Annotated in this window: 20 protein-coding genes; 13 read left to right on the top strand and 7 right to left on the bottom strand. The window is 75.2% G+C overall.

All coding sequences use genetic code 11. The annotated features are described in order from the left end of the window. Positions 1–39: 39 nt before the first annotated feature. Entirely contained in the window at positions 40–1,002 is a 963-nt protein-coding gene (galE, locus tag BJ968_RS14990; protein WP_179753161.1) for a UDP-glucose 4-epimerase GalE, read from the top strand. A 67-nt stretch (positions 1,003–1,069) separates the two neighbouring features. On the opposite strand, the gene BJ968_RS26735 is transcribed toward galE, so the two are convergent. Then, positions 1,070–1,984, bottom strand: coding sequence for an AEC family transporter (locus tag BJ968_RS26735; protein ID WP_179753159.1), 915 nt, complete (start codon positions 1,982–1,984; stop codon positions 1,070–1,072). A 60-nt stretch (positions 1,985–2,044) separates the two neighbouring features. Between BJ968_RS26735 and dprE2 the strand changes: the two genes are divergently transcribed. The 5 genes from dprE2 to BJ968_RS14960 all read left to right on the top strand — a co-directional run bounded on the left by dprE2 (position 2,045) and on the right by BJ968_RS14960 (position 9,966). Beyond that, positions 2,045–2,800 carry a decaprenylphospho-beta-D-erythro-pentofuranosid-2-ulose 2-reductase gene (gene dprE2 / locus BJ968_RS14980; protein WP_179753157.1) on the top strand — a complete coding sequence of 252 codons (756 nt, stop codon included), beginning with the start codon at positions 2,045–2,047 and terminating at the stop codon, positions 2,798–2,800. 143 nt (positions 2,801–2,943) lie between these two features. Continuing rightward, positions 2,944–4,467: a hypothetical protein gene (locus BJ968_RS14975; protein ID WP_179753155.1), complete on the top strand. Its 1,524-nt coding sequence runs from the start codon at positions 2,944–2,946 to the stop codon at positions 4,465–4,467. 204 nt (positions 4,468–4,671) lie between these two features. Then, positions 4,672–5,700 carry an LGFP repeat-containing protein gene (locus tag BJ968_RS24770; protein WP_343078053.1) on the top strand — a complete coding sequence of 343 codons (1,029 nt, stop codon included), beginning with the start codon at positions 4,672–4,674 and terminating at the stop codon, positions 5,698–5,700. Between the two features lie 350 nt (positions 5,701–6,050). Continuing rightward, on the top strand, positions 6,051–8,057 hold the full coding sequence (locus BJ968_RS14965; protein ID WP_179753152.1) for an N-acetylmuramoyl-L-alanine amidase: 2,007 nt from the start codon (positions 6,051–6,053) through the stop codon (positions 8,055–8,057). A gap of 70 nt (positions 8,058–8,127) precedes the next feature. Then, positions 8,128–9,966 (top strand): family 43 glycosylhydrolase, encoded by a 1,839-nt coding sequence (locus BJ968_RS14960; protein WP_179753150.1) that lies wholly within the window; start codon positions 8,128–8,130, stop codon positions 9,964–9,966. Between the two features lie 15 nt (positions 9,967–9,981). Here the strand turns inward: BJ968_RS14960 and BJ968_RS14955 are convergent, their stop codons facing one another. Further along, entirely contained in the window at positions 9,982–10,956 is a 975-nt protein-coding gene (locus BJ968_RS14955) for a WYL domain-containing protein (protein WP_179753148.1), read from the bottom strand. Between the two features lie 58 nt (positions 10,957–11,014). Between BJ968_RS14955 and BJ968_RS14950 the strand changes: the two genes are divergently transcribed. After that, positions 11,015–11,464 carry a VOC family protein gene (locus BJ968_RS14950; protein WP_179753146.1) on the top strand — a complete coding sequence of 150 codons (450 nt, stop codon included), beginning with the start codon at positions 11,015–11,017 and terminating at the stop codon, positions 11,462–11,464. A 440-nt stretch (positions 11,465–11,904) separates the two neighbouring features. Here the strand turns inward: BJ968_RS14950 and BJ968_RS14945 are convergent, their stop codons facing one another. Next, complete coding sequence (locus tag BJ968_RS14945; protein ID WP_179756758.1) at positions 11,905–12,282, bottom strand: Rid family hydrolase; 378 nt, start codon at positions 12,280–12,282, stop codon at positions 11,905–11,907. 219 nt (positions 12,283–12,501) lie between these two features. Here BJ968_RS14945 and BJ968_RS24765 point away from each other — a divergent pair, with 219 nt between their 5' ends. Further along, a complete protein-coding gene (locus BJ968_RS24765) occupies positions 12,502–12,840 on the top strand; it encodes a winged helix-turn-helix transcriptional regulator (RefSeq protein WP_343078263.1) in 339 nt (112 codons plus the stop codon). A gap of 543 nt (positions 12,841–13,383) precedes the next feature. Here BJ968_RS24765 and BJ968_RS14935 read toward each other — a convergent pair. The 4 genes from BJ968_RS14935 to BJ968_RS14920 form a co-directional block, all read right to left on the bottom strand. Next, the gene (locus BJ968_RS14935; protein ID WP_179753142.1) at positions 13,384–14,541 is read right to left on the bottom strand and encodes an LGFP repeat-containing protein; all 1,158 of its coding nucleotides are present in this window, start codon (positions 14,539–14,541) and stop codon (positions 13,384–13,386) included. Positions 14,542–14,971: 430 nt separating this feature from the next. After that, a complete protein-coding gene (fabG, locus tag BJ968_RS14930) occupies positions 14,972–15,748 on the bottom strand; it encodes a 3-oxoacyl-ACP reductase FabG (RefSeq protein ID WP_179753140.1) in 777 nt (258 codons plus the stop codon). Positions 15,749–15,945: 197 nt separating this feature from the next. Then, positions 15,946–18,903 (bottom strand): arabinosyltransferase domain-containing protein, encoded by a 2,958-nt coding sequence (locus tag BJ968_RS14925; protein ID WP_179753138.1) that lies wholly within the window; start codon positions 18,901–18,903, stop codon positions 15,946–15,948. 11 nt (positions 18,904–18,914) lie between these two features. Next, on the bottom strand, positions 18,915–20,996 hold the full coding sequence (locus tag BJ968_RS14920; RefSeq protein ID WP_179753136.1) for an arabinofuranosyltransferase: 2,082 nt from the start codon (positions 20,994–20,996) through the stop codon (positions 18,915–18,917). A gap of 285 nt (positions 20,997–21,281) precedes the next feature. Between BJ968_RS14920 and BJ968_RS14915 the strand changes: the two genes are divergently transcribed. The 5 genes from BJ968_RS14915 (at position 21,282) to BJ968_RS14895 (ending at position 26,395) form a co-directional block, all read left to right on the top strand. Then, positions 21,282–22,628 carry an RraA family protein gene (locus BJ968_RS14915; protein ID WP_179753134.1) on the top strand — a complete coding sequence of 449 codons (1,347 nt, stop codon included), beginning with the start codon at positions 21,282–21,284 and terminating at the stop codon, positions 22,626–22,628. Next, positions 22,628–24,049: a TRAP transporter large permease subunit gene (locus BJ968_RS14910; RefSeq protein WP_179753132.1), complete on the top strand. Its 1,422-nt coding sequence runs from the start codon at positions 22,628–22,630 to the stop codon at positions 24,047–24,049. Before BJ968_RS14915 ends, BJ968_RS14910 begins: the two co-directional genes overlap by 1 nt. Before the next feature lie 81 nt (positions 24,050–24,130). Next, positions 24,131–24,499 (top strand): hypothetical protein, encoded by a 369-nt coding sequence (locus BJ968_RS14905; protein ID WP_179753130.1) that lies wholly within the window; start codon positions 24,131–24,133, stop codon positions 24,497–24,499. After that, entirely contained in the window at positions 24,496–25,494 is a 999-nt protein-coding gene (locus tag BJ968_RS14900; protein ID WP_218885075.1) for a cyclase family protein, read from the top strand. The genes BJ968_RS14905 and BJ968_RS14900 overlap by 4 nt, the downstream gene beginning before the upstream one ends. A gap of 130 nt (positions 25,495–25,624) precedes the next feature. Further along, positions 25,625–26,395 (top strand): IclR family transcriptional regulator domain-containing protein, encoded by a 771-nt coding sequence (locus BJ968_RS14895; protein WP_179753128.1) that lies wholly within the window; start codon positions 25,625–25,627, stop codon positions 26,393–26,395. The last annotated feature ends 15 nt before the right edge of the window (positions 26,396–26,410 follow it).

Below are 26,410 nucleotides of genomic sequence, written 5' to 3'. Positions count from 1 at the left end.
CCTACGGGACCGGCGGGGGCGGGTGGGTAGGGTCGCGGCATGAGCGTTCTCGTGACGGGCGGTGCCGGGTACATCGGGTCCCACGTGGTGCGGCTGCTGCAGCAGCGCGGCACCGGGGTCGTGGTGGTCGACGACCTGTCCAACGGGCGGGCCGAGCGGGTCGGGGACGCCCCCGTCGTGGAGCTGGACCTGGCCACCGACGCCGCCGCGCCCGCGCTGGCGGCGGCCTTCGCCGAGCACGACGTCGACGCCGTCATCCACTTCGCCGCGCGCAAGCAGGTCGGCGAGTCGGTCGCCAAGCCCGCGCGGTACTGGTCGCAGAACGTCGGCGGCACGGCGAACCTGCTGCAGGCCATGGAGACCGCGGGCGTCGGCAAGCTGGTGTTCTCCTCCTCGGCCGCCACCTACGGCGCCCCCGACACCGAGGTCGTCCGCGAGGACGGGCCCGCCGAGCCCATCAACCCCTACGGCCAGACCAAGCTCGTCGGGGAGTGGATGACCCGCGCGGCCGCCCGCGCGTGGGGCCTGCGCGCGGCGAACCTGCGCTACTTCAACGTCGCCGGCGCCGGCTGGGACGACCTGGGCGACACGGCCGTCATGAACCTCATCCCCATCGTCTTCTCCGCCCTGGACGCCGGGAAGGCCCCGTCGGTCTTCGGCGACGACTACCCCACCCCCGACGGGTCCTGCGTCCGCGACTACGTCCACGTCCTGGACCTGGCCCAGGCCCACCTGGCGGCCCTGGACCACCTGGCCCAGGACGAGCGCCCCTTCGACACGTTCAACGTCGGCACCGGCACCGGCGCCTCGGTCTTCGAGGTCCTCGCCGAGGTCCGGCAGGTCACCGGCGTCGACGTCCAGCCCGTCGTGGAGCCCCGCCGCGCCGGGGACCCGCCGCGCCTGGTCGCCGACGTCGAGCGCATCACCGGCACGCTGGGCTGGCACGCCACGAAGAGCCTGCACGACATCGTCACCAGCGCCTGGGACGCCTGGCGCAGGTGAGCCGGGCCACCTGAGCGCTCGACCACGGCAGTGCTCGATCACGGCAGTGGTCGAGCACGGTGCGGGGTCAGTGCGGCAGCAGGACGCTGACCAGCAGCAGCACCGGGGCCAGCAGGACCGTCGTCACCAGCACCGAGTCCCGGGCCAGTTCGCGGCCCACCTCGTAGCGCACGGCGTAGGTGAAGACGTTCTGCGCCGTCGGCAGCGCCGCCACCACGGTGGCCGCGTACACGGCCGCGTCCGGCAGGCCCAGCGCCCGCGCCACCAGCCACGTCGCCAGCGGCTGCACGAAGGCCTTCAGGGCGCTGGCGTACAGGACCGGCGGCGCGCGCCACCCGCGGCCCTCGCGCCCGTGCAGGGACAGGCCGAAGGCCAGCAGCGCCCCGGGGACCGCCAGCCCCGCCAGCAGCCCCAGCGGCTGCGACAGCGCCGTCGGCAGCGACCAGCCCGTGACCGACAGCGCGATCCCGGCGACGCTGGCGAGCAGGACGGGGTTGGCCAGCGGCACCAGCAGCCCCGCGAGGCCGACCCGGCCCGAGCGCCCCGACAGGTCCAGCAGCGCCACCGCGGCGGGGGCGAGCACGACCATCTGCAGCAGCATCGCCGGCAGCACGGCCGTCAGGTCCCCCAGCACGTACGCCGCGACGGGCAGGCCGATGTTGGCGGCGTTGACGAAGGAGCCGGCCAGCCCGCCGACGACGACCTCCCCGCGCGGCAGCCGCCACCGCAGGACCGCCACCGGGACCCACAGCACCAGGGTCACGAGGACCCCGCCGGCGGCGACGAGCAGCTGCCCGGAGAACAGGACGTGCACGTCGGCGTCGGCCAGCGTCTGCACCAGCAGCGCCGGGGACCCCACGAAGAAGACCAGCCGGGAGACGACCGTCTGGCCCGCCGGTCCCAGGACGCCCGCGCGGCCCAGGGCGTACCCCACCGCCACCAGGCTCGCCACGACCACGAACCCGGTGAGAACCCCCTGCACCGCGCGAGGCTATCGGTGGGGGCGGGGAGGTCCCCGCGCGCGTTGCTAGGGTCGATCGTTGTGATCGACGCCCTCGGCAACCCCCGCTCGGTCCTGCTGCTCGGCGGGACCTCCGACATCGGCCTGGCCATCGTGGAGCGGCTCAGCCCCGACCGCCCGCTCCGGGTGACCCTGGCGGCCCGCCCCGGCGCCCGCCGCGACGAGGCCGTGCAGCGGCTGCACCGCCGCGGCCACGAGGTCGCCACCGTCGACTTCGAGGCCACCGACCTCGCCGGCCACGACGCCGTCCTGGAGGAGGCCTTCGCCGCCGGGGACGTGGACGTGACCGTCCTGGCCTTCGGGATCCTGGGCGACAACGAGGTGTCCTGGCAGGACGCCGACGCCGCCGTCGGGGTGGCGACCGTCAACTACACCGCCCCCGTCAACCTCGGCGTCCTCCTGGCCGCCCGGCTGCGCGCCCAGGGGCACGGCGTCCTCGTGGCGCTGTCCAGCGTCGCCGGGGAGCGCGCGCGCCGCTCGAACTTCGTCTACGGCTCCTCCAAGGCCGGTTTCGACGCCTTCTTCACGGGGCTGCGCGAGGCCCTGCGGCCCAGCGGCGTCCGCGTCGTCGTCGTGCGGCCCGGCTTCGTGCACACGAAGATGACCGAGGGGCTCAAGACGGCCCCGCTGTCCGTGTCCGCCGAGCAGGTCGCCGAGGTGGCCGTGGACGCCGTCCGCACCGGCAAGGAGACCGTCTGGGCCCCCGAGCCGATGCGCTGGGTGATGTCCGCCCTGCGCCACGTCCCGGCCCCGGTGTTCCGCAAGCTGCCCCTCTGAGAGAGCCCCACCCCGGCGCACCACCGAGCGCACCACCGAGCGAGGTCACCCTGTCGAGCACGCCCGTCCGGCCCGGCGCCACCGCGACCGGGGTCCCCAGCGCGCGCCGTCGTCCCGGGCAGCCGCCCCGGGCGGCGGCGCGGGTGCGGCGGGCGTCCCGCCCGCCGGTCGACCTGCTGGTCGGCCTGGGGTCGGTCGTGGTGGCCCTCGCGGTGTTCTCCTGGCGGGTGGGCACGCCCAGCCCGTGGCGGGACGAGGCGGTCACGGTCGCGGTCTCCTCGCGCACGACGGAGCAGATCTGGGCGCTGGTGCAGCACGTGGACCTCGTCCACGCCCCGTTCTACCTGCTGACGCACGCCCTGTTCGGCGCCGGCGTGGACGTCGCGCAGGCCCGCTGGACGTCGGTGGTGGCCGCGGCGCTGACCGCGCCGCTGCTGTTCGGGGTGGGCCGCCGGCTGGCCGCGCCGGCCGTCGGGCCCGGCACCGCGCGCCTGACGGGCGCCACGGCCGCGGCCCTGTTCGTCGCCATGCCGTTCGTGAGCCGGTACGCGCAGGAGGCCCGGCCGTACGCGCTGGCGACGCTGGTGGCCACGGCCGCGACCTACCTGCTGGTCCGCGCGGGCACCCCGGCGGGCGACGCCGCGAGCGGCACGGCGGGCGGCGCGGGCCGGCGCGGGCCCTGGTGGGTCGCGTACGCGCTGTCGGTCCCGGTGCTGGTGGCGCTCAACACCGTCGCGGCCCTGGTGCTGGTCGCGCACGCGGCCTGGGCGCTGGCCTCGGGCCGGCGGGTGCTGTGGCGGGCCGCGGTGGCCGCGGGCACCGGCGTGGTGCTGTCGGTGCCGCTGCTGCTGGCCCAGGACGCCCAGAGCGGGCAGGTCGCCTTCCTGCGCCGGCCGACCCTGGAGGAGCTGGGCAGCCACGTCGTGTTCGCCCTGGGGTCCTCGCCGGTGGCCCTGGTGCTGGCGGCGCTGGCCGCGGGTGCGGCCTGGTGGCGGGGCCGGGCCCGGCGGCTGGTGCTGGTGGGGACCGCGTGGGGCGTCCTGCCGTGGCCGCTGCTGTGGGTGGTCTCGCAGGTCACCCCGTTCTGGACGACCCGCTACCTGGTCTTCGTGGCCCCCGGCACGTGCCTGCTGCTGGCCGCGGCGGTGACGGTGGCGGTGCGGGCGCGGGTCGCGGCGCTGACGGCGGCGGCCCTGGTGGCGGCGCTGACGGTGACCGGGCTGCACATGCAGCTCGTCTTCCGCTCCCCCACCATCGGGCACGCCGAGGACCTGCGCGGCACCGCGGAGTACGTCGCCGCGCACGCCGAGCCCGGGGACGGGCTGCTCTTCCTGCCCGACGGGGAGTACCGCTACCGGGTCCTGACCCAGCTGTACCCGCAGGCCTTCGCGGGCCTGGACGACGTGGCCCTGGAGCGGTCGGCGACGGAGTCGGCCACGCTGGTGGGCACGACCGTGGAGGCCCCGCAGCTGTGGCGGCACCTGGCGGGCGTGGGCCGGGTCTGGGTCGTCGGCGGGGTCGGCCCGGTGGTCGCGAGGACGCCCGCGGACCGGGAGACGAAGCGGCTGCTGGACCAGGACTACCGGCTGGTCTCGACCGAGGTGAAGCGCGCGTTCAGCGTCAAGCTGTACGTGCTGCGCGAGGACGGACCCCCCGCCGCGGGGTGATCCCGCCCCACCCGTCCCACGGGTTGTTCACCGTCCCACCATTTACAACGTCTGCACTGATCACCTACGTTCCGTCACGAACCCCCCGACGGACGGAGCGCACTCCCCCATGGCCTCGCCCCACCCGCTGTCCCGCCGCACGGTCCCGGTCCGAACCGCCGCCCCCGCCCGGTCCGCCCGGACCGGTGCCGCCGGGGGGGCCGCGTGAGGCGGCTGCCGCTGGCCGCGGCGGCGCTGGCCACCGCGGTGCTGTCGGCCCTGGTGACCTCCCCCGCGGCCTCGGCGGCCGCTCCCGTGCCGCGCGCGCCGGCGGGTCTGCCCGCGGCCGTCGACGACCTCGCCGCCTACGAGGGCGCCACGACGTGCGCGGACGTGCAGCCGGGCACGCGGGAGCTGCGCGACCTGCTGCTGACCACCTACGGCCGGCAGGTGATCGGCACGCACCGCGCCTGCCCGGTCGGGGCGGCGGTGGACTCCGAGCACCACGAGGGCCGGGCGCTGGACTGGATGCTCGACGCGGGCGACCCCACCGACGCGGCGACGGCGCGGACGTTCCTGGACTGGCTGCTGGCCGACGACGCGGCGAACGCGCGCCGCCTGGGCGTCATGTACGTCATCTGGGACGGGCGGGTGTGGAAGTCCTACCGCGCGGCGCAGGGCTGGCAGCCGTACGCGGGGCCGAACCCGCACACCGACCACGTCCACGTGTCGCTGTCGCGCCGGGGGGCGGCGGCGGAGACGTCGTGGTGGACGGGCCGCACCGACCCCGCCGAGGCGCACTGGGTGGCGCTGGGCGGGACGCGCTCGGCGCTGGGCGACCCGGTCGCGGGCGGGCCCCGGTTCGCGGGGGCGAGCGCCCGCCGCTACGAGAACGGCACGGTCCTGTGGACGCGGGACACCCAGGCGCGGGCGGTGTGGGGGGCCATCGGCGCGGCGTACGTGCAGCGGGGCCTGGCGAGCGCCGTGGGGCTGCCGGTGACGGACGAGTTCGGGGTGCCGGGCGGGCGGGCCAACCACTTCCAGCGGGGGTCGGTGTACTGGTCGCCGCGCACGGGCGCGCACGAGGTGCACGGCGCGATCCGGGACGCGTGGGCGGCGCGGGGCTGGGAGAGCGGCCGGCTGGGCTTCCCCACGAGCGACGAGCGGACGGTGGGCGGGGTGCGCCGCTCGGACTTCCAGGGCGGGTACGTCACGTGGAGCGCGGGGCGGGGGGTGTCCGTGCACACCGGCTGACGCGCCCTCCCCAGTCGTCACTCTCCGTCACGATCCGGGTGGCTGAGGAGCGGCTGGGAGTTCGCCGCAGGGTGCCTCCCCGTTGCCCGCGAGGGGGTTGGACGTGCCCCGGAACCTGGGGCTCCCGCGACAGATGTGACTTACAGTGAGTGAGTGACTGCGGAGACGTTATCTCTTTGTCCTCTCCAGCACCTTGCCCACCACGGGCATCGTCCCTTACTTTGCGTGACGAAGTGCCGACACAACGTGCGACACGCTCAAGCGACGTGATCTGGACGCCGATGTCACCACAGAGCGTGCACCCGTGTGGGGGAGACCCCCGTCCGACGTCCCAGGAGGAACGAGGCCTGATGCGGTCCGTCAGCACCCCCTTGTCCCGCCGCGCCCTGCTCACCGGGGTCCTCGGCACCGGGCTCGCCGGGGCCGCCGGCCTCGCCGCCGGTCACCCCGCGCGCGCCCTGGCCCCCAGCGCGCTGACCACCGGCGCCCTCCAGGTCGCCGGGAGCACCCAGGTCTTCGCCCTCGGCGCCGGCTCGCGCACCGCGGGGCTGCTGTCCTCCGGCGCGCTGACCACCGTCCGCGTCGACGTCAGCGGCGGCCACCTCGTCGGCGTCACCTTCCCCGCCGGGACCTCCGCCGACAGCGTGCAGGTCCGCACCCGCCGCGCCGGCGGCGACTGGAGCGCCTGGCACGACCTCACCCTGCACGACTCCGAACCCGACCCCGGCACCGCCGAGGCCCGCACCTCCGTCGCCGGTTCCGACCCGCTGTGGGTCGGCGCGCTCGGCACGTCCGCGACCGTCGAGGTGCGGCTGCCCGCGGCCGACGCCGCGACCGCGCAGCTGCAGGTCGTCGACGCCGGGGCCAGCTCGGCCCTGCGCACCACCCTGTCCGCCGCCGACGCGCAGGCCGACGAGCAGGACGCGGCCCTGCTGGCCGGTGCGGCCCAGCCCGTCATCCGCTCGCGCGCCGACTGGGGCGCCGACGAGTCGCTGCGCAAGGGGGTGCCCGGCTACGGCGACACGATCAAGGCCGTCGTCGTGCACCACACCGCCGACGGCGGCAGCTACTCGCAGGCCGACGTCCCCGCCGTCATGCGCTCGATGTACCGCTACCACACGGTGTCGCTGGGCTGGTCGGACCTGGGCTACAACTTCGTCGTCGACCGGTTCGGCGGGATCTGGGAGGGCCGGGCCGGCGGGATCACCCGCCCCGTCATCGGCGCCCACGCCGGCGGGTTCAACACCGACACCTTCGGGGTGTCGATGATCGGCGACTTCACCTCCGTGGCCCCCACCGAGGCCACCCTGAACTCCGTCGCCGCCGTCATCGCGTGGAAGTTCTCGATGTACGGCCTGCCGGCCGGGGGCTCGGCCCAGCTCACCTCCGCCGGCGGCGGCACCGCCCGCTACGCGGCGGGCACGACCGTCACGCTGCGGACGATCAACGCCCACCGCGACGTCGGCTTCACCGCCTGCCCCGGCAACGTCGGCTTCACCAAGATGGGCACCATCCGCGACCGGGTCGCGGCCCTGCTCAAGGGGACGACGACGAGCGGGGCCACCCTGTCCGACGTCGCGGCCAAGTACACCGCCCTCGGCGGGGCCGCCGCCCTCGGCGCGGCCACCAGCGTCGAGGGCGCCGCCGCCCGCGGCGGCCGCTACCGGCACTACCAGGTCGGCTCGATCTACTACCTGCCCGCGACCGGCGCGCACCTCGTGCGCGGCCTCATCCGGGACAAGTGGAAGTCGCTGAACTGGGAGAACTCCTTCCTGGGCTTCCCCACCACCGACGAGGTCGCGCTGCGCGGCGGGGCCTTCAACCACTTCCAGGGCGGGTCGATCTACTACTCGCCGCGCACCGGCGCGCACGCCGTGCGCGGCGCGATCCGCGACAAGTGGGCCTCGCTGGGCTGGGAGACCGGCTACCTCGGGTACCCCAAGAGCGACGAGTGGGCGCTGCCGCGCGGGGCGTGGACGGAGTTCCAGGGCGGGTCGGTCTACTGGTCGGCGGCCACCGGGGCGCACGCCGTGCGCGGCCTCATCCGTGACAAGTGGGGCACCCTGGGCTGGGAGAACGGCGTCCTGGGCTACCCCACGACCGACGAGGTCGCCCTGCCGGGCGGGGCCTTCACCCACTTCCAGGGCGGGTCGATCTACTTCTCCCCCCGGACCGGCACCCACGTCGTGCGCGGGCTCATCCGCGACGCCTGGGCCGCCCGCGGCTGGGAGACCGGCGAGCTCGGGTACCCCACGAGCGACGAGTACGACGTCAGCGGCGGCCGCCGCAGCGACTTCCAGGGCGGGTCCATCACCTGGAACGCCAGGACGGGCAAGATCACGGTCGTTCTCACCTGACCGGGTTAAAGTTCCTCGCGCGACCTGCCGAGGAGTCGGCGAACGTCCACCACCGACGCCCGGAGGCCTCGTGCGTTTCCCGATCCGCCCCCGCAAGCTGGTCACCGCGGTCCTGACCGCGGCGGCCGCCGCCGTCGCGGTCTCCACCGTCCTGCCGACGACGGAGACCGCCACCGCGGCCGAGCCCACCTGGTTCCAGCCGGGGGCGACCTGGACCGGCGACTTCGGCGACCCCACCGTCGTGCGCGTCGGCGGCACCTACTACGCCTACGCCTCCCCCGTCGGCGGCCGCGTGCTGCCCGTGCTCACCAGCACCGACCTGGTCACCTGGAAGGTGCGGGCCCGCTACTCCGACGACGGCCCGCCCGGCCGCCGCGGGTACTCCGTGGCCGGCGACCCCAAGATCCCCGCCGAGATCAAGGCGGCGCCCATGGACGACTGGGGCAAGTACGACACCAACGACGCCCTCGTGCGGCAGGCGTCCTGGGGCGTCGTGCACCCGCAGGGCCCCTGGATCAACCGCGACTACTGGGCCCCGGGCGTCTTCTCCATCGGCTCGACGTGGTTCGCGTACTCCCCCGTGCGCGTCTCCCCCTCGCGCTTCTGCCTGACCGTGGCGTCCTCCAGCTCCCCGGCCGGCCCGTTCCGCGACATCAGCGGCGGCGGCCCGATCCAGTGCGAGGACGCGAACGTCGACCCGGGCGGCTCCATCGACCCCATGCCGTACCACGACGCCGGCAGCGGGAAGAACTACCTGCTGTGGAAGTCCTCCGGCAAGATCGCCTCGCACCCGTCCTCGATCAAGGCCGTCGAGCTGGCCGACAACGGGTTCCCCCGCCCCGGGGCCCCCGTGGTGAAGCTGCTGGAGACCGCGCCGAACTCCTGGGAGGGCGACACCATCGAGAACCCCTCGATGGTGAGCTTCGGCGGCACGACGTACCTGTTCTACTCCGGGAACCTGTCCGACCCGCTGGACGACCAGGGCCACAGCAACTACGCCTCCGGGTACTCGGTGTGCCCGCAGGGCCCGCTGGGCGCCTGCCACCGCGTGCAGTCGACCCCGCTGGTCGCCAGCGCCGGGTCGCAGCAGGGCCCCGGCGGTTCCTCGGCCTTCGTCGACGCCTCGGGCGGGCTGCGGATGGCGTACGCCACCTTCCGCCTCGGCGAGAACGTCGGCGGCCCCGTGCCGCACCCGCGGCGCATGACCATCGCCAAGCTGGTCCGCAACGGCGACGGCACCCTGCGCGTCGATGGGGCCCCGACCGTCACCGGCAACGACATCTCGCTGAAGTGGTCCGCGGTCGGCGGGGCGGCCAGCTTCCTGGGCTCCCCCACCACGCCCGTGCTGCCGACGCCCGTCAAGACCGGGTACTACCAGCACTTCCAGGGCGGGTCGGTGTACTACTCCGCCGCGACCGGCTCGCACGTCGTGCGCGGCCTCATCCGCGACCGGTGGGCCACGACCGGCTGGGAGAACTCCTCGCTGGGGTTCCCCACGACCGACGAGGTCGCGCTGCCCAGCGGGGCCTTCAACCACTTCCAGGGCGGGTCGGTCTACTGGTCCCGCGGCACCGGCGCGCACGTCGTCAAGGGCCTGATCCGCGACAAGTGGGCCGCCAACGGCTGGGAGACGGGTTTCCTGGGCTACCCCACCACCGACGAGCAGCCGCTGCGGGCCGGGGCGTTCAACCACTTCGCGGGCGGGTCGGTCTACTACTCCCCCACCGCCGGGACCCACGTCGTGCGCGGGGCCATCCGCGACGCGTGGGCCGCGCAGGGCTGGGAGAACGGCCGCCTGGGCTACCCCACCAGCGACGAGTACTCCGCCGGCGGCGGCAAGCGCAGCGACTTCCAGGGCGGCTCGATCACCTGGACCCCGCGCGGGGGTGCCGTCGTCAGCTACCGCTGACGCCGGCCCCGCCGGTCACGGGGCGGCAGCACCGCCGGCGCTCCCGAGGAGACGGGCGGCCAGGGAGCGCACAAGGTCCCGCAGGGCCTCGGGCCCGTCGACGACGAAGGGGACGGGCAGCGCGGCGAGCAGGCCGGGCACCCAGTCCAGCCGCTCGGCCCGGAACGTCACCCGGACCCACCCCGGCTCGGGCGAGGCGTCCCCGGTGGTGGCCAGTCCCGGCGGGAACAGCCGCTCCACCTCGTCCGCCGTCCCCCGCACCCGCAGGGACACCTCGTGGCGCCAGGGGACCGCGGACAGGGTCGCGCGCACGTGGTCGGCGGCGCTGAAGCCGTCCGGGACGTCGAAGGACCCGGCGAGGACCTCGGCCGCGTCGATCCGGTCCACCCGGAAGGTGCGCACGGCACCGGTGGCCGGGTCGGCGGCGCAGAGGTACCAGCGCCCGGAGCGGGCCACCACGCCGAACGGGTGGACGGTGCGCAGGGTCCGCCCGCCGTCGGCGGCGGTGCGGGTCAGGGCCACCGGTCGATGCTCGTGCACGGCCCGGGCGAGCAGCAGCAGGGTGCTCGTCCGCGCAGCACCGGCGCGGGGGGCGGCGGCCGCGGCGGTCTGGACCAGCGCCCCCACGCGCTCCCCCACGGCGACGGGCAGGACGCGCCGCAGCTTGGACACCGCAGCGTCCACCACCCCCGGTGACGCGGCCAGCACCCCCGACGGGTGCGCGGTGACGAGCCCGAGCAGGACGACGAGGGCCTCCTCGTCGGTGAGCATCAGCGGGGGCATGCGGTGCCCGGGGCCCAGGCGGACGCCGCCGTAGGGGCCCCGCACGGACTGCACCGGGACGTCGAGGTCGACCAGGTGGGCGACGTACCGGCGCACCGTCCGCTCGTCGACCTCCAGGCGCGCGGCCAGCTCGGCGACGGTGCGGGTGCCGGAGCTGGACTGCAGCAGCTCGAGCAGCTGCAGCACGCGGGCCGTCGGACGAGGCACCGCACCACCCTACGGAACCGGGCGGATCCTGTCCGGTACCGCTCCTAGCGTTCTCGTCATGACGACCGGCACCCCGCCCCCGCACCCCGTCGCCCGACTGCTGTCGGTGCGACTGATCACCGACGACGTCGCCCGCCTGGTCGGGTTCTACGAGCAGGTCACCGGCACGGCGGCCGTGTGGTCGACCCCCGACTTCGCCGAGGTGGTCACCGGCGTCGAGACGCTGGCGATCGGCAGCACCCGCACCGTGGCGCTGTTCGCGGCCGGGTCGGCCCGGCCCGCGGACAACCGCAGCGCGATCGTCGAGTTCCTCGTCGCCGACGTCGACGCCGAGCACCGGCGCCTGCGGGACCTCGCCGGCGACCTCGCGGAGGACGTCGTCGCCGAGCCGACCACGATGCCGTGGGGCAACCGCTCCCTGCTCCTGCGCGACCCGGACGGCAACCTGGTCAACCTCTTCACGCCCGTCACCCCGGAGGCCGTCGCCCGGTTCGCCTCGAGGGGTTGAGACGCTTCGGCTGCGCTCAACAGCCCTTCGACACGGCTGACAGCTCCAACCGGGAGCAGCCCCTCCCCGCTCCGCGGGGCAGCGCCCCAGCAGCTGCTCCCACGAAGGACTCCCCACGAGCGGACCGTCCACCGACGCCGGCACCACCCCCGTCGACGCCCTCACCGCCGCCGAGCAGCCCCTGGCGCAGGTCGAGGTGGATCAGCAGCAGGCGCACCGGCCCCGGAGTCCCCCCACCCCACCGGGTCGGCGGCCGACCGCCCGCCGACCCGGGACGCGCGGCACGCCCTCCAGGTGCTCCGCAGCTTCCTGGACGGCTCCTCCCTCATCGAGGCCGCGGGAGAGCTGCACACCGAGGACGAGATCGACGCGAGCTTCCGCTGGTCGATCGACTTCGTCGACCACGGCCTGCGCGAACTGCCCGGCGGGCGGCGCGGCGCTCAGTCGAGCACGGCGGTGGCTTCGACCTCCACGAGGACGTCCGGCTCGAAGAGGTGGTCGACGCCGATGAGGGAAGCCGGCGGCAGCGGCCGGGGCAACCCGAGTTCCTCGGCGACCTGCTCGACGCCGGCCGTGAACGGGCCGATCTTGTCCGGGGTCCAGTCGGTCACGTAGAAGGTCAGGCGCACGACGTCGGCGAAACCCGCCCCGGCGGCCCGCAGGGCGGTGGCGGTGCCGCGCAACGCGTGGGCGACCTGACCGGTCAGGTCACCGGGCGCCAGCGGTGACCCGTCGGCCCCGCGGGCGACCTGCCCGGCGACGTGCACGTGCCGGTTCCCGGTGGCGATCGCGACGTGGTGGTAGGGCACGGGCTGCATGAGCCCCGGAGGGGTGGTCAGGTGGACGGGCACGGTGAGCTCCTGCGGTTCTCGGCGGGTGGTCGGCACCACCCGCGAGGTTGTGCTCGCCACGGGCGGTATCCCAGGGATACTTGATCGCCGGCGGGAACTTCAACGAGACTTGGTGTCGTGCCGGAAACCACGCGAGGTGCCCCCACCCGCCCACCGACCCCGGGCGGCCCCCACCCCGACGCACCCCTGGAGATCACCGGGCTGCACCGCGAGGTGCTCGAGCAGGTGCTGGACCGGTGGTCGCTGCAGGTGCTGGAGACGTTGTGCGAGCGTCCCTGCCGCTTCAGCGAACTGCGCCGCGTCATCCCCGCGGTCACCGGCAAGTCGCTGACGGCGACCTTGCGCCGGCTCGAACGCAACGGGGTCGTCGAACGCCGTGTCGTCAGCACGCGGCCGGTGGCCGTGGAGTACCGCATCAGCGCGCTGGGCAAGAGCATGCGCGAGCCGATCGACGGACTGCTGACCTGGACCGCGCAGCACCTGGCCGAGGTCGAGGAGGCCCGGGCGCGCTTCGAGCTGACGTGAGGACACGGCCTCGACGGTGACCCGGGCCGGGACCGTGGACCGGGGTGTTCCACGACCGCGCCCGCGCACGGCGGTCAGATCACCAGCCCGTGCCGGTAGGCGTGCACGACGGCTCGGTCGCGGCCCCGCAGGCCGGGCTCGGTAAGCAGCCGGGACACGCGAGTCCTCACCGTCTCCGGGCTGAGGGACGACGTCGCGGCGATCCCGCCGCGGGAGCGCGATCGCGGAAGTTTTGACCGCCCCCGGCCGCTGAGGCGTGGCGCGGGGGTGCCGTCGCCAGCTGCCGCTGACGACGGCCCGGCCGGTCAGTAGTAGTAGACGGCCGTCCCGGCGCCGGGGCTGAACCAGATCTCCCCGCCCTGGAAGGTCTGGTACAGCTCGCCGTCCCGATGCTCCACGAGTACGGCGGCTCGTCGGATGCACAGGAACCTTCGGATGAGGTGCGTCACTCTGCCGAGGCGCTTCGGCCGCGCTTGCGCAAAGGCACGCAGCTCACCCGAGATGCTGCACCAGGAACGCCGGAGCGCGACATGCACAGAGTTTCTACAGGCGTGTGCTGAAGCGAGCCACGTGCCGGTCAGTCTGCACGTCGTAGATGATCACTTCGACCAAGACGTCGCCACTGCCGCTAGGGGGCGCCGAGAACAGGTAGCGGCCCGTACGCGATTGCCCCGGAGCCAACGACGCATCACCGAACCCGGCGCCATATCCCAAACCTGAGGCAAAGACCTGCTCCGCCTCCGCGCCGTTGTAGGTAACAGCAACCAGGTCGAAGGGGTCCCACAACCCTTGAGTCGTGTTGCGGATGGTCAGGACTACCTCGATGGGAACATCGCCGGCGGTGTAGCCGATGCCGGTGGTGGGCGGGGCGACACGTCGCACCGACTCCGCCCGCAACACCAATCCATCCAAGTTCACTTCACCCGGAACCGCCAGGGTTCCGCCGATGACACCGCCACCTGTCGAAGCAGGCGGCGGAGCAGGCACAGCGATGGGTGCGTTGACGCGCGCTCCAGTCGCGGCAGACCACTCGATGTAGCCGCGCTGGAAGTTGACACGCTTACCCCCGGGAATGTCGAACTCGCTGCTGGTCGGAAAACCCAGTGCGCCCCCTTCCCAGCCTTGGGCGGCCCACGCATCACGGATGGCGCCGTGCACGACGTGAGCACCGGTGGTCGGGCTCCAGTAGATCGATCCGCCCTGGAAGGCGTTGTAGGCGCCCTTGCCGTTGGGGGTACGCACCTCACCGGTGATGGGGAAACCCAGCACCCCGTTCTCCCAACCCGACCACGCGTACGCGTCACGGATCATCCCGTGGACCTCGTGCGCCCCCGACGGCGGCGACCAGTACACCGATCCACCCTGGAAGGCGTTGTACGCCCCGCGACCGTTGGGAGTCCCCGTCTCATCGGTGATGGGGAAACCGAGGGGACCACCCTCCCACCCGGTGCGTCCCCACTCAGTGAGGATGCTGCCGTGGACTTCGCGCGCCCCGGACTGCGGAGACCACCAGATGCCGCCTCGCTGGAAGCTGACGTAGGCCCCACGTCCGTTGGGGGTGCCAACTTCACCCGTCAGCGGCTCCCCCAGGAGTCCCGCCGCCCCACCCAGGGCGTCGTAACGGACACCGATGTCCCCGCCCACCCGCGGATCTGCCGCCGCGGTCTGAATGCTGGCCATCGAGAAGGTCGCCATCGCCATCCCGGCAACGGCACGACGACCCCATGAACTACTCGTGAGTGACACCATGCGGGCAAAGTAGCGGCCTGGACCCCGTGTCCACACAGCAGGTGCCCAACTCGCCCGTCTCGCCCCCCTAAAGAGGGCCAGAAACCCGCTACTCCAACAGGACTGAGACACCATTCCTCAAGTTCGGGGTCATCCCACGTCGTGCACCGTTCCTGTCGGGAACCGTTACCGGCGCCCTGATGCAGAAATGTCGCCTGCCCTCTGAGACGTGATCCTGCGACGGGCCAGCTCGCACTCACCGACAGGCAGGTCCGCGCTGGAACCGCGAGAACCCCCGCGCCAGGGCATCCGCCTGCTCGTCCGCAGTCGGCGGGCCAGGATCGAGGCACTCACCCCGAGTGCCGCGATCCAACGCTCCGCACCCGGTCCGGGGCCCGTCGCCTCAGCCCGCCATCGCGGCCAGCGCCTGCGTGGACTCCGGCAGCACCTGCCCCCCGTCCACCACGAGCGTCTGCCCGGTGATGAACCCGGCCTCCAGCGTCGCGAAGAAGGCGGCGGCGTGACCGATGTCGGCGGGCGACCCGAGCCGTCCCTGCGGGATGCTGGCGGTCATCGCCTCGACGTACCCCGGCCCCAGGTCGGCGATCCCCTCGGTGGCGATGTTGCCCGGCAGGACGGCGTTCACCGTGATGCCCCGGGGCGCCAGTTCCAGCGAGGCGGTGCGGACGAAGCCCAGTTGCGCCGCCTTGCTGGCCGCGTAGTGCGACCACCCCGGGTACCCGGTGAACGGGCCGGTGATGGAGGACGTCACGACCACCCGGCCGCGGCCGCTGGCGGTGAGGGCGTCCAGGCAGGCCTGGACGGAGAAGACCGTGCCGTTGAGGTTGGTCCCCATGACCGCGGCGAGGTCGTCGGCGCCGATGTCCTCCAGCCGCGCCGAGGGGAAGACGCCGGCGTTGGCGCACAGCACGTCGATGCCGCCGTGGCGCTCGAGCGCGGTCGCCGCCACCCGGTCGCAGTCGGCGCGCGAGCTGACGTCGGCCGGGAGGTGGGACGTGCGGCCGCCGATGTCGGCGACCGCCGCCTCCAGGTCCGCCGCGGAGCGTCCCGTGATGAGGACGTGCGCGCCGGCGTCGGCGAAGACGCGGGCGATGCCCTTGCCGATCCCCTTGCTGGCGCCGGTGACGACCACCGACAGCCCGGACAACGTGGTGAACACGGGACCTCGATCCTTCGGAGCGTTCGCAGCGTTCGGCGGGGGGCCGCGACGCGCTCGCGCCCCGGTCCCCCGCCGGGAGGACGCCATCGTGCCGCTGGACCGTTTCCGGTGGCCGGGGAGCGCGTTAAGGGCGTGTTACGACTCGCCCGGGTCCCGGCGCACCCGGTGGGCGCACCCGGGCAGGACGCTCCGGTCGGCTACTCCCGCACCCAGTCCGGGCTCGGACCCGGGCCCGCCCCCGGCCACCAGCGCCACCCCGGGACCGTCCGCGTCCCCCCGGTCACGGCGTACCCGTCCAGCGGCAGGTCGTAGTCGACGCGCACCAGGTCGCCCCACTCCCGGTAGTCCGTCCCCGGCAGGTACCCGCGGTACGGCGTGAGGGTCGCGACCTCGCGCAGCGTGGCGTAGCTGCCGCCCCCGTCGATGAACGTCAGCGGGTCCGTCGACTCGAACGTGGCGCTGCGCACGAACCAGCGCACCGGTTCCACCAGCCCGTCGGCCACCCGCGGCGGCGCGTAGCAGGGGAAGTGCAGGCCCAGCGGCCAGTCCAGCAGCACCGTCGACCCGGCGGGCACGACGTCGGAGACGACCTGCGCCGTGCGGCGGTACACGTCCGTCACGGCCGCCTCTCCCTGCGCGCCGGGACCGGCGTCGAGCACGACCCGCACGGCGACGGCCCCGGCCGGGGTCGCGGCCACCGGCCCGAAACCGACCCGCCGCCAGCCCGTCCCGCCCGGCACGACGGCGGGCACCGGCAGCACCGCCCCGGCGCCGGTGAGGAACTCCACCGTCACCGCGGCCGGTCCCCCCGACACGTCCAGGGCGATCGTGTCGTCCCCGGTCCGCTCCCCCAGCGCCCGCCACGGCGTGCGGACCTCACCGGTCCCCGTCCAGGACCCGGCCCCTGCGGGGGCCCCCGCGGTGCTGCCCGCACCGCTCACCGGGTCGGCCGCCCGCTGCGGCGCGGGACCGTCCGCGGCGGTCAGCGCGGCCGCGCCGGTCAGCGCCACCGCCGCGTCGGCGAACCCGCACGGCGTCGGCGCCAGCGCCGCCTGCGCCACCGACCAGCTGCCCCGCAGCCGGTGCGCCGCCCGCGCCACGCTGCCGACCTGCACCAGCACCGAGGCCAGCAGCGAGACCACCAGGGAGGTCGCGACCAGCTCGGGCCAGGCGTCGCGCCGCTCCCGGCGCCGCGCGCGCCACCACAGCGGCACCGCCGCGAGCGCCGACAGCACCAGCCACGTCGCCGGGTTGCCCAGCACCGCCGGCAGCTCGGGGTCCACCCCGTAGGCGGAGTACTCGACCTGGGCGTCGGGGCCGTGGAACGCCATCGCGACGACCACCGCGACGGCCCCCCACAGCGCCACCAGCGCCCACCGCGTCGGCCGCCGCCGCACCAGGACGACGGCGCCGACGACGACGAGCAGCGTCCCCACCCCGGCCAGCGCCCCGAAGTGGTGCGTCCACTTCGTCGGGGACAGGAACAGCGACCCCAGGCCGACGACGACGCCCGTGACGGGCACCACCCAGTCGACGCGGGCCGCTCGGCGCGCCCGCAGCAGCGTCGTGGTGACCCCCACGAGCACGAGCAGCGTCAGCAGCACCGCGACCTGCCGGGAGTACAGCTCCTGGTTGGGGTCGGGGCCGTCGACGAGGTAGGTGTAGCGGGAGGACTCCTGCCACCACTCCAGGTTCGGGCCGACCTCGTCGTGCACGCGCAGCGCCGTCAGCGCCCCGGCCAGGGTCGCGTCGGCGAAGACCAGCGGGGAGGCCACGCTCGCGCAGGCCAGCACCAGCGCGCCCGTCGCCACCGCGCCCAGCCGGCTGTCGCGCAGCAGCGGCCACCACCGCGGGGCCAGCGCCAGGGCCAGCCCGGCGGCCAGGACCCCCGAGGCCGTGACGGCCACGGCCGCGCCCGCGCACACCGCCGCGAGCCCCAGCAACCACACCCGGCGCCGGGCCACGGCCTCCAGGACCAGCACGAGCGTGGCCGTCGACAGCGCGACGACGAAGCTCTCCGGGCGGGCCGAGACGTCGAACGGCAGCCACCACGCCAGCAGCACCACGGCCGCGACCGGCCGCGTCCACACCGGGGGCCGCTCCACCAGGCGCGGCAGCAGGAACCGGGTCAGCAGGAACCACGTCAGGACCCCGAACACCGCCGCGGGCAGCCGCATCGCCCACGGCGAGACGGTGAACGGGACGACGAGGGCCAGCAGCTGCTGCTGGAGGGTGAAGGGGATCTCCGCGACGTCGAAGTAGCGGACGACGTTGCCGATGAACCCCTGCGCGGCGGCGCTGCGGGCCTCCACCACGTAGTACCAGTCGTCGGTGTGCAGGGGGCCGACCCCGGCCCACAGCACGAGCCCGCCGGCCACGACGACGTCGCAGGCCCACGCCGCGAGCGTGCGCCGCCCGCGCGGGGCGGCGGGGTCCAGCGCCGCCGGGCGCCCGCCCCGCTCGCGGCGGCGCAGCGGACCGGCCAGCGCCAGCAGCACGACGAGCGAACCCAGCGCCAGCAGGCCGTGCGCGAGGAGGACCGCGACCTTCAGCGCCGCGGGGCGGGACTGGAACCGGGCGTCGGGGTGCGCGAGCGCGGCCGGGCCAGCGCCGTCGGCGGCGGTGGCGTCGGTGACGAAGGCCGTCACCTCCGGGACCCGCGCCCCGGCGCGCTCGGCCAGCACCCGGCCGTCGGCGCTGACGCGGGTGCCGTCCTGCGTGGCCTCGACGACGAGGGCGCAGCCGGCGTCCCCCGTCGTCAGCGCGGTCGTCAGCACGTCCGTGAGGGGTTCGTCGAGCAGGTCGGTCCCGTCGGAGCGCACCACGACGCGGCCGTCGCCGACCGTCACCGCCAGCGACCTCTGCGCGCCGCGCTCGCTGCCCCCGGGGGCCGTGGCCACCAGCGTCGAGCGCTGCCCGGCGGCGGTGCGGGCGTCCAGGGCCGCCGCCGTCGCGCACGGGGCCTGCACCCGAACGTCCAGCGGCCGGTACGGCATGAACAGCGCGGCCGTGGACGTCGAGGCCCCGCCGGTGGTCGCCGGCCAGCTCACCGCGGGGGTGTCGACGACGACGGGGGCCAGCGGGACGACGACGCTGAGGACGAGCGTCAGCACCGCCAGCGCCAGGACGGACAGCCGGCGCACGCGGGGGATCACGGGCGACGAACCTACCGGCCGGTCCGGGTCACGACGACGAAGGGCCCGACCCGCTGCGTGGTGAACGCCGGGTCGTCGAACAGGGCCGGGTCGAACACGGCCGTGGACCACGCCACGTTCGGTTCGGCCGGGAAGACGTCGCGGGTCAGGCCCACCTCGTACCCGTCCTGCCCGGCGCGGAACACGAACACCCGCGGCGGCGCGTAGGGGCCGGAGTCCAGGCGGGCCAGCAGGTCGGCGGGGCTCGTGGCCCGCGCCCAGTCCTGCACCTGCTCGCGGCGGGCGTCGAAGTCGGCCAGCGGGTTGGCGTAGTGGGCGGTGATCTGCTGGTACCCCAGGTAGGGGCGGAAGGAGAACACCTCGTAGTAGGTGCTGAGGACGACGAGGTCGTCGTCGGCGACGCCGAGGTCCGCGGCGCTCGCGTCGATCGCGGTGAGCAGGTCCCCGGTCCAGGCCCCCGCCTCGGTCTCGTCGTGCGCGCCCAGCGCGGTCCTGCCGTCGGGGCCGTAGTCGGTGTACGCCTTGCCGATCTGGTCGGCGAGGTTCTGCCCGGTGGCCTGCAGCGGGACGACGAAGACGGCCGCCGCGGCCAGGACGGCCAGCGCGCGCAGCTCGGGGGTGCGCGGTTCCAGGGTGCGCGGCCGGGCCGTCAGCGCCCGCGCCGAGGCGCCCCAGCGGGGCAGCGCCCGCCACAGCGCGGCCGCGCCGAGGACACCGGCGACGGCCATCGTCTCGACGAGGACGGCCTCCATCCGGAAGGCCAGCAGCGTCGTGCGGGCCACGATCGCGACCGTGGACAGCAGGTACCAGAGGTAGCCGACGGCCACGACGAGCAGCAGCGGGCGGGCCGTCGGGTCGCGGCGCACGGCCAGCACGAGCCAGGCGCAGCCCAGCAGCAGGAACGCGCCCCACGGGGTCGCGGCGAGCATCGGGGCCGGCAGCTGCGCCGAGATGAGGGGCAGGAAGTGCTGCGCGGCGGCGCGCTCGCCGCCGGCGCCGCGCAGGACCGCCAGGACGTAGGGCGCCCACACGACGAGGGCGAGCAGCCCGGAGACGACGGCGGCCAGCACCAGGGCCGGCACCCGCGTCCGCACCGCGGCCCAGCCCTGCCCGGCGCGCCAGCCCTGCGCGGAGCGGGCGGCGCAGCACAGCGCGACGACGAACGCGGCGAACCCGGCGTACAGCGTGTACGTCATGGCCCCCGCCCCGAGCACGACGCCGATCCCGACGGCCGCGGCGCGGCGGGCCGGGGCCGGCACGTCCCCGAACGCGCGCCAGGCCACGACGGCCACGACGGGCACGAAGGCGGCCAGGCACCACGAGTACGGCTCGTCGACGAAGGGGCCGGCCAGGGCCGGGTAGACGCCGACGGCCGTGGTGGCCAGCCCGGCGAGGACCCCGCGGCGGGGCCCGGTGAGCCGGGACCAGGCCACGAGGGCGAGCGCCGGGACGACCGCGGAGGTGGCGATGGCGGCGGGTTTGAACGCGGCCCACGCCTGCAGCCCGGTCAGGTCGGCGAACCGGCCGGCGAGCCAGAACCAGCCCGAGGGGTAGAACGACGGCAGCCCGGCGTAGTTCATGTCGGCCAGCCGCCAGCTGTCGGTGAGGCGGCCCAGCAGCTGGGTGCGGAACAGCTGGTCGTTGGTGTTGCCGCCCAGGTAGTAGCTCGTGCCGGCCAGCGGGACGGCGAGCAGGGCGGTGGCCAGCCCCGCGACGGCGACGACGGCGACGGCCTCGGTGCCGCGCCACCAGCGGGTGCGGGCGCAGACGGCCAGGACGGCGGCGACCACGACGACGAGCAGGGCCGTCACGAGGGCGGTGCCGACGTGGGAGGGGGTGACCGAGGTCCAGCCGTCCCCGCCGGAGAGCCGGCCCGCGACGGCCGTGACGACCCGCTGGACCAGGAGGCTGACGGCGCACGCCGCGACGGCGGCCAGGGCCAGCGCACCGGCCAGCCGGGCGAACCCGCCGCGCACGACGGCGTCGCGGGCCGCGGTCGCGGGGACCGCCACCGTCGCGCCGGTCCTCGCGCCGGTCGCCGCGTCGCCGTCCGTCCCGGCCGTCCCGCCGTTCTCGCGCGTGTCCTGCGCCACGGATCCCCCGTCGTCACCCGGTCGGCCCGGGTGACCGACCGTGTCCGAGGGTAGGCCACGAGGGCGACCGCCCCCCCGACTCCCGGGCGGGTCGGCGTGCCCGGCTCCCGGCGGGTCCCCCCGCAGCGCCGCGACCGCCGCCGCGACCGCCGCCCTCCACCGGGCCGACCGCTGTCCCGGGCTGCCACCACGTCGTGCGCGAGGCGTTGACAAGTGGGCACTGACGGCTCAAGCTTCCACACAGCGAGAAGAGCTACCACTGTGCGATAACTGCGAGGGAGCAGCATGCACGTCACCGTTCTGGGACTCGGCGAAGCGGGAACCCTCTACGCCACCGGCCTGACCGCCCGCGGGTGGTCCGTCAGCGGCTACGACCCCGCGGACACCCCGACGCCCGCGGGCGTCGAACGGCGCCTGACGCCGCAGGAGGCGGTCCGCGACGCGGACTTCGTCCTCAGCCTCGTGGGCGGGAAGGTGGCCGAGCGCGCCGCCGGCTCCGTCGCCGAGCACCTGCCGCCGTCCGCCGTCTACCTCGACATGAACGCCGGGGACCCGCGCATCAAGACCGCGATCGCCGAGGTGGTCGGGGCCGCCCGCTTCGCGGACGTCTCCGTCGTCGGCTCCGTCCCGGCGCACGGCTCCGCGGCGCCCGTCGTCATCAGCGGCGAGGCCTCCGCCACGGCGGCCCGCCTGTTCACCGCGCTCGGGGCCGACGTCGAGGACATCGGGGGCCGGCCCGGGGACGCCGCCGCCCGCAAGCTCCTGCGCAGCGCCTTCATGAAGGGGCTCGGCGCCCTCGTCGTGGAGGTGGTCGAGGCCGGCCGCGCCGCCGGGGCCGACGAGTGGGTGCGCGAGCAGATCGCCGCCGAGCTCGACGGCGGCCACGTCTCCCTGGAGCGGCTGCACAGCGGCACCCGCAAGCACGCCCTGCGCCGCGCCGGCGAGACCGAGGCCTCCGCCGACCTGCTCGACGCCGCGGGCCTCGTGCCGACGATGACCCGGGCGGCCGCCCAGGTGCACCGCCGGCTGGCCGACGAAGCGCTGCTGGAGACCGACGACCTCCTCGCCCAGTACGAGGGGCTGGCCGTCGCGAACATCGGCGACGCCCGCGAGCGCACGGGCCTCATGGACTCCGGGATCCACGCGCTGTGGAAGGGCGCCCGCGTCGTCGGGCGCGCCCGCACCGTGCGCACCCGGGCGGGGGACAACAAGGTCGTCTCGGAGGCCCTCACCCGGGCCCGGCCCGGCGACGTGCTGGTCATCGACGGCCAGGGCGACGTCAACCGGGCCCTCATCGGCGAGCTCATCGCCGAGCGCGCCCGCACCAAGGGGGTCGTCGGCATGGTCATCGACGGCGCCGCGCGCGACGTCGGCGAGCTCGAGCGCATCGGCTTCGGCGTCTGGGCCCGCGCCGTCAGCCCCGCCGGCCCGTACAAGAACGGCCCGGGCCGGTTCGACGTCCCGGTCTGCGTGGGCGGTCTGGTCGTGCACCCCGGCGACCTGGTCGTGGCCGACGACGACGGTGTGGTGGTCGTCCCCAGCGCCGAGGTGCGCGCCAGCCTCCTCGGGGGCCGCGCGGTGGAGGCCGACGAGGCCGGCCGCCGCGCGGCGATCCTGGGCGGGGGCGCGTGATGCTCGGGGTCTGGGCGCTCGTCGCGTTCGTCGTCGTCATCGTCGTCTGGAACGCGCTGTTCAAGCGCAACATCGGCGAATCCATGATCATGGGCTTCCTGGCCGTCTGCGCGTTCGCGGTGTTCGGCGGCCTGCCCGAGGGCGAGTCGGCGGGCGGGGCCATCCGGGCCGCCGTCCTCGACTCGCTGCAGGAGGAGGTGACCTTCGCCGGTCTGGCCTTCGTCTTCATGAGCTTCGTCCTCGCCAGGACACCGGTGCTCGACCGGCTGATCGACCTGCTGAACTCCGTGCTCGGCCGGCTGCCCGGCGGCTCGGTGTTCACGGCCACCGTCGCCGGCGGGATCTTCGGGGCCATCGCCCACGTCGGGGCGGCCGTGACGGCCGCCGTGGGTTCGGTGACCGTCCCCTGGATGAAGAAGTCCGGGGTCCGGCCGGAGCTGGCGGCCACGGTCGTCGCCGGCGGCGCCGGCATGGGTGTCAGCTTCCCGTTCTCGGCCACCATGTTCATCCTCGTCGGAGGGCTGGCCGCGCAGGGGGCGATGGAACCCGACGAGATCGTCAAACCCCTCGCCCTGGCGGGTCTGTGGTGCCTGGGGTACCGCCTCGCCCTGGCCTACTGGCTGGTGCGCAGGAACAAGATCGCCCCCATCGCCCCGGAGGACCGGCTGCCCCTGCGCCGCAGCCTCGGCAACGGCTGGACCTCGCTGCTGCTGTTCGTGCCCATCATCGTGCCGCTGGTGCTCACGCGGGGTCCGCTGGCCACCGCCCTCGGGAACTGGAGCGGGGTCGGCGACGACCTCAAGAGCCCCGTCGAGCTCGCCGACGGCACGACCCTGCCCGCGGCGCCGTTCGCGATGCCCGACGTCATCAGCCTCATCACCTGGATCCCGGTCCTCATGATCGCGCTGGTGTTCGTCCTGGGCCGCAAGCACCTGCCCCGCACCGCGTCCGGCTGGCTGGACACCATCGGCGGGGCGGCGCCGTCCTTCGGGGTCATCGGCGTCACGATCGTCGCCGCGTTCTCCGCCTCGAACCTCCTGGGTGACCTCGGTCTGGCCGGTCAGCTGGAGACCGTCCTCAGCGGCCTCGACGCCCCGGCGTGGCTCATGGCCATCGCGATCGGCGTCATCATCGTGGCCATCGCCATCCCCCTGACCGCCAGCGCGACGATGGCCGCCGTCGGGCCCGTCGCCGTCATCGCCCTGGCCGGTGCGGGGGTCCCGGTCCCCGTCGCGGCCGCCGCCGTGCTCATCTTCGCCAGCACCGAGGGGGCGTCCCCGCCCAGCGGGGCCCCCATCTACGTCGCCGCCGGGATCGCCCGCGTCGACCCCGTGAAGATGTTCGTGCCGCTGCTGAAGTACTACTGCGCGCCGATCCTCGGGATGGGTGTGCTCATCGCGACCGGTGCCCTGCCCGTCTGACCGCGTCCCCCGCAACCCCGACAACCCGAAGACCCCGAGAACCCCCGGAAACCCGGGACCCACCACTGCCAGGAGTCGACGATGTCTCGTGCCACCAGTGCGGTCCGCGCACCCGGCGCCACCCGGCGCGCCACCACCCACCTGTTCGCCCTCAGCGTCGTGTTCTTCCTCGCCGCCGGAGCCGCGATCGTCCTGACCCAGGCCGTCGCCCTCGCCGGCGGTGACGCCGCCGCCGCCCGCGACCTGGAGGAACGCCTCGCCCCCTTCGCCTTCGGGGGCGCCTCGGCGGCCGGCCTGCTGTCCTTCCTCCTGGGCTACGGCCAGCGCGCCGCGCACGCGCAGGACCAGGACGACGCGCAGGCCGATCCGGCGGCCCCCGCGACGGACCGCCCGCAGGACCGGAGCGGGGACCACCGGGCCACCACGCCCGACCGCGGGACGGCCGCGTGAGCACCGCACCGGTCGAGGCGGTGTCCCGCCCCGGGGTCCCGGGCTACGACGAACTCCTGACCCGGACCCCGCCGGGCTCCAGCTGGGGCGTCTTCCCCGACGCCCCCGAACGCGGCACCGCGAACTTCGCCGGCCCCGCCCAGGTCGTCGCCGCCGCGGCCTCGGTCCACCGGGGGGCGCTGTTCTCCCTCGACCACGCCCTCGACGCCTTCGACCCGCCGATGGCCAGGGCCCGGCGGGCCCCCGTCCACGAGATCCTCACCGGGCACGCGGAGTCCCGCGACGACGTCCTGCGCGAGTTCCACCTCCAAGCGACCTCCCAGGTGGACGGCCTGCGGCACCGCCGCGCCTCCGGCCACGGCTTCTACGGCGGCGTGCCCGACGACGCCGTGGTCGCCGGGTCCCCCACCCTGGGCGTGCAGCGCTGGGCGGAGGCGCCGATCGTCGGCCGGGGCCTGGTCGTGGACGTCGAGGGCTGGGCCGCCGGCCGGGGCGAACCGCTGGACCACCGCAGCGGCCCGGCCCTGGACGTCGCCGTGCTCGACGAGGCGCTCGCGGCCCAGGGGGCCGCCGTCGAACCCGGGGACGTCCTGCTGGTGCACACCGGCTGGGCGCGGTGGTTCCTCGACGCCGCCCCGCAGCTGCGGGCGCAGGTCCGGGACGCCCGGTGCGCCACGGGGTTCGCGCAGTCGCGGGACTTCCCGCGCTGGTGCTGGGACCACCGGGTGTCCGTCTTCGCCACCGACACCTTCGCCGTCGAGGTGCTCCCGGTCGTGCCCGGCAGCCCGTACCTCCGCAGCGCCCCGGAGGACGCCGGGATGATGCACCAGGAACTCATCGCCAAGCTCGGGCTCGTCCTGGGCGAGCTGTGGAACCTCACCGACCTGGTGGCCGACTCCCGCGCCACCGGCCGCTGGGACTGCATGGTCACCGTCAAACCGCTGCACCTCACCGGCGGGGTCGGTTCCCCGCCCAACGCCGTCGCCCTGCGGTGAACCGGCCCGGTGGACCGGGCGCGGTGCGCAGCGCCGGGCCTGCTCCGCCGGCGGCCGGTCGGGCCGGTACGGTCGGGCGCGTGGGGATCTCGGGTCGCGGCACGCCGCACGGCGGGCGTTGAGGGACGGCGTGGCGGAGGAACGGACCGCGACCAGCATGCGGTCGCTGGAGCGGGCGATCGACGTCCTGGAGGTCCTGGACAGCAGCCGGCGCCCGCTGCGCCTGACCGACATCGCCCGCCGCGCCGGACTGCCCGTGGCCACCACGCAGCGCATCCTCACCGTCCTCGAGGCCCGCGGCCGCGTCGAGCGCGACGGGCACGAGTACCGCCCCGGGGTCGCGCTCCTGCTGGGGGCGCACGCCTACCTCACGAGCAGCCCGCTGCTGACCGCCGCGCGGCCGGTGCTGCACGACCTGGCGGCCTCGACGGGTCTGACCTCCTCGCTGTTCAAGCGCCTGGGGGCCTCCCGCCTCGTCCTGGCCCGCGTGCAGGGCACCACCCCGCTGCGCTACGAGCTGCCCATCGGTGAGCGCCTGCCGCTGCACGTCGGTGCCGGCAAGGTGCTGCTGGCGCACATGGACCCCGAGCAGCGGCGGGCCCTCCTGTCACCGGCCCCCGGGGCGGGCGCCCCCGCGGACCCGGCCGTGGACCCGGTCGTGGACCACGAGCAGTTCGACGCGCAGATGGACGCCATCCGGGCGGCCGGCTTCTCCCAGGCCCGCGGGGAGCGGGAGCCCGGCATGGCCTCCGTGGCCGTCGCCGTGCTCGTCGACGGCAGCAGCACCGAGTGCGCGGTCCAGGTCGCCGGCCGGCAGGAGGAACTGCCGGTGGAACGGGTCCCCGCGCTCAGCGTGGAGGTCCGCCGGGCCGCCCGGGCCATCGCCCAGCAGCTGCCCTGACCCCCGGCCCGTCCG

The sequence above is a fragment of the Kineococcus aurantiacus genome (assembly GCF_013409345.1).
GTDB lineage: Bacteria > Actinomycetota > Actinomycetes > Actinomycetales > Kineococcaceae > Kineococcus > Kineococcus aurantiacus.
This window is presented reverse-complemented; position numbering and strand designations above follow the sequence as displayed.

What these genes read in the sequence shown, in the direction of transcription:
- BJ968_RS14915 (WP_179753134.1), top strand. Translation starts at nt 21,282, where the DNA reads ATGCACGTCACCGTTCTGGGACTCGGCGAAGCGGGAACCCTCTACGCC.
- BJ968_RS14935 (WP_179753142.1), bottom strand. Translation starts at nt 14,541, where the DNA reads ATGGCGATGGCGACCTTCTCGATGGCCAGCATTCAGACCGCGGCGGCA.
- BJ968_RS14965 (WP_179753152.1), top strand. Translation starts at nt 6,051, where the DNA reads ATGCGGTCCGTCAGCACCCCCTTGTCCCGCCGCGCCCTGCTCACCGGG.
- BJ968_RS14945 (WP_179756758.1), bottom strand. Translation starts at nt 12,282, where the DNA reads ATGCAGCCCGTGCCCTACCACCACGTCGCGATCGCCACCGGGAACCGG.
- BJ968_RS14905 (WP_179753130.1), top strand. Translation starts at nt 24,131, where the DNA reads ATGTCTCGTGCCACCAGTGCGGTCCGCGCACCCGGCGCCACCCGGCGC.
- BJ968_RS14950 (WP_179753146.1), top strand. Translation starts at nt 11,015, where the DNA reads ATGACGACCGGCACCCCGCCCCCGCACCCCGTCGCCCGACTGCTGTCG.
- BJ968_RS14910 (WP_179753132.1), top strand. Translation starts at nt 22,628, where the DNA reads ATGCTCGGGGTCTGGGCGCTCGTCGCGTTCGTCGTCGTCATCGTCGTC.
- galE (WP_179753161.1), top strand. Translation starts at nt 40, where the DNA reads ATGAGCGTTCTCGTGACGGGCGGTGCCGGGTACATCGGGTCCCACGTG.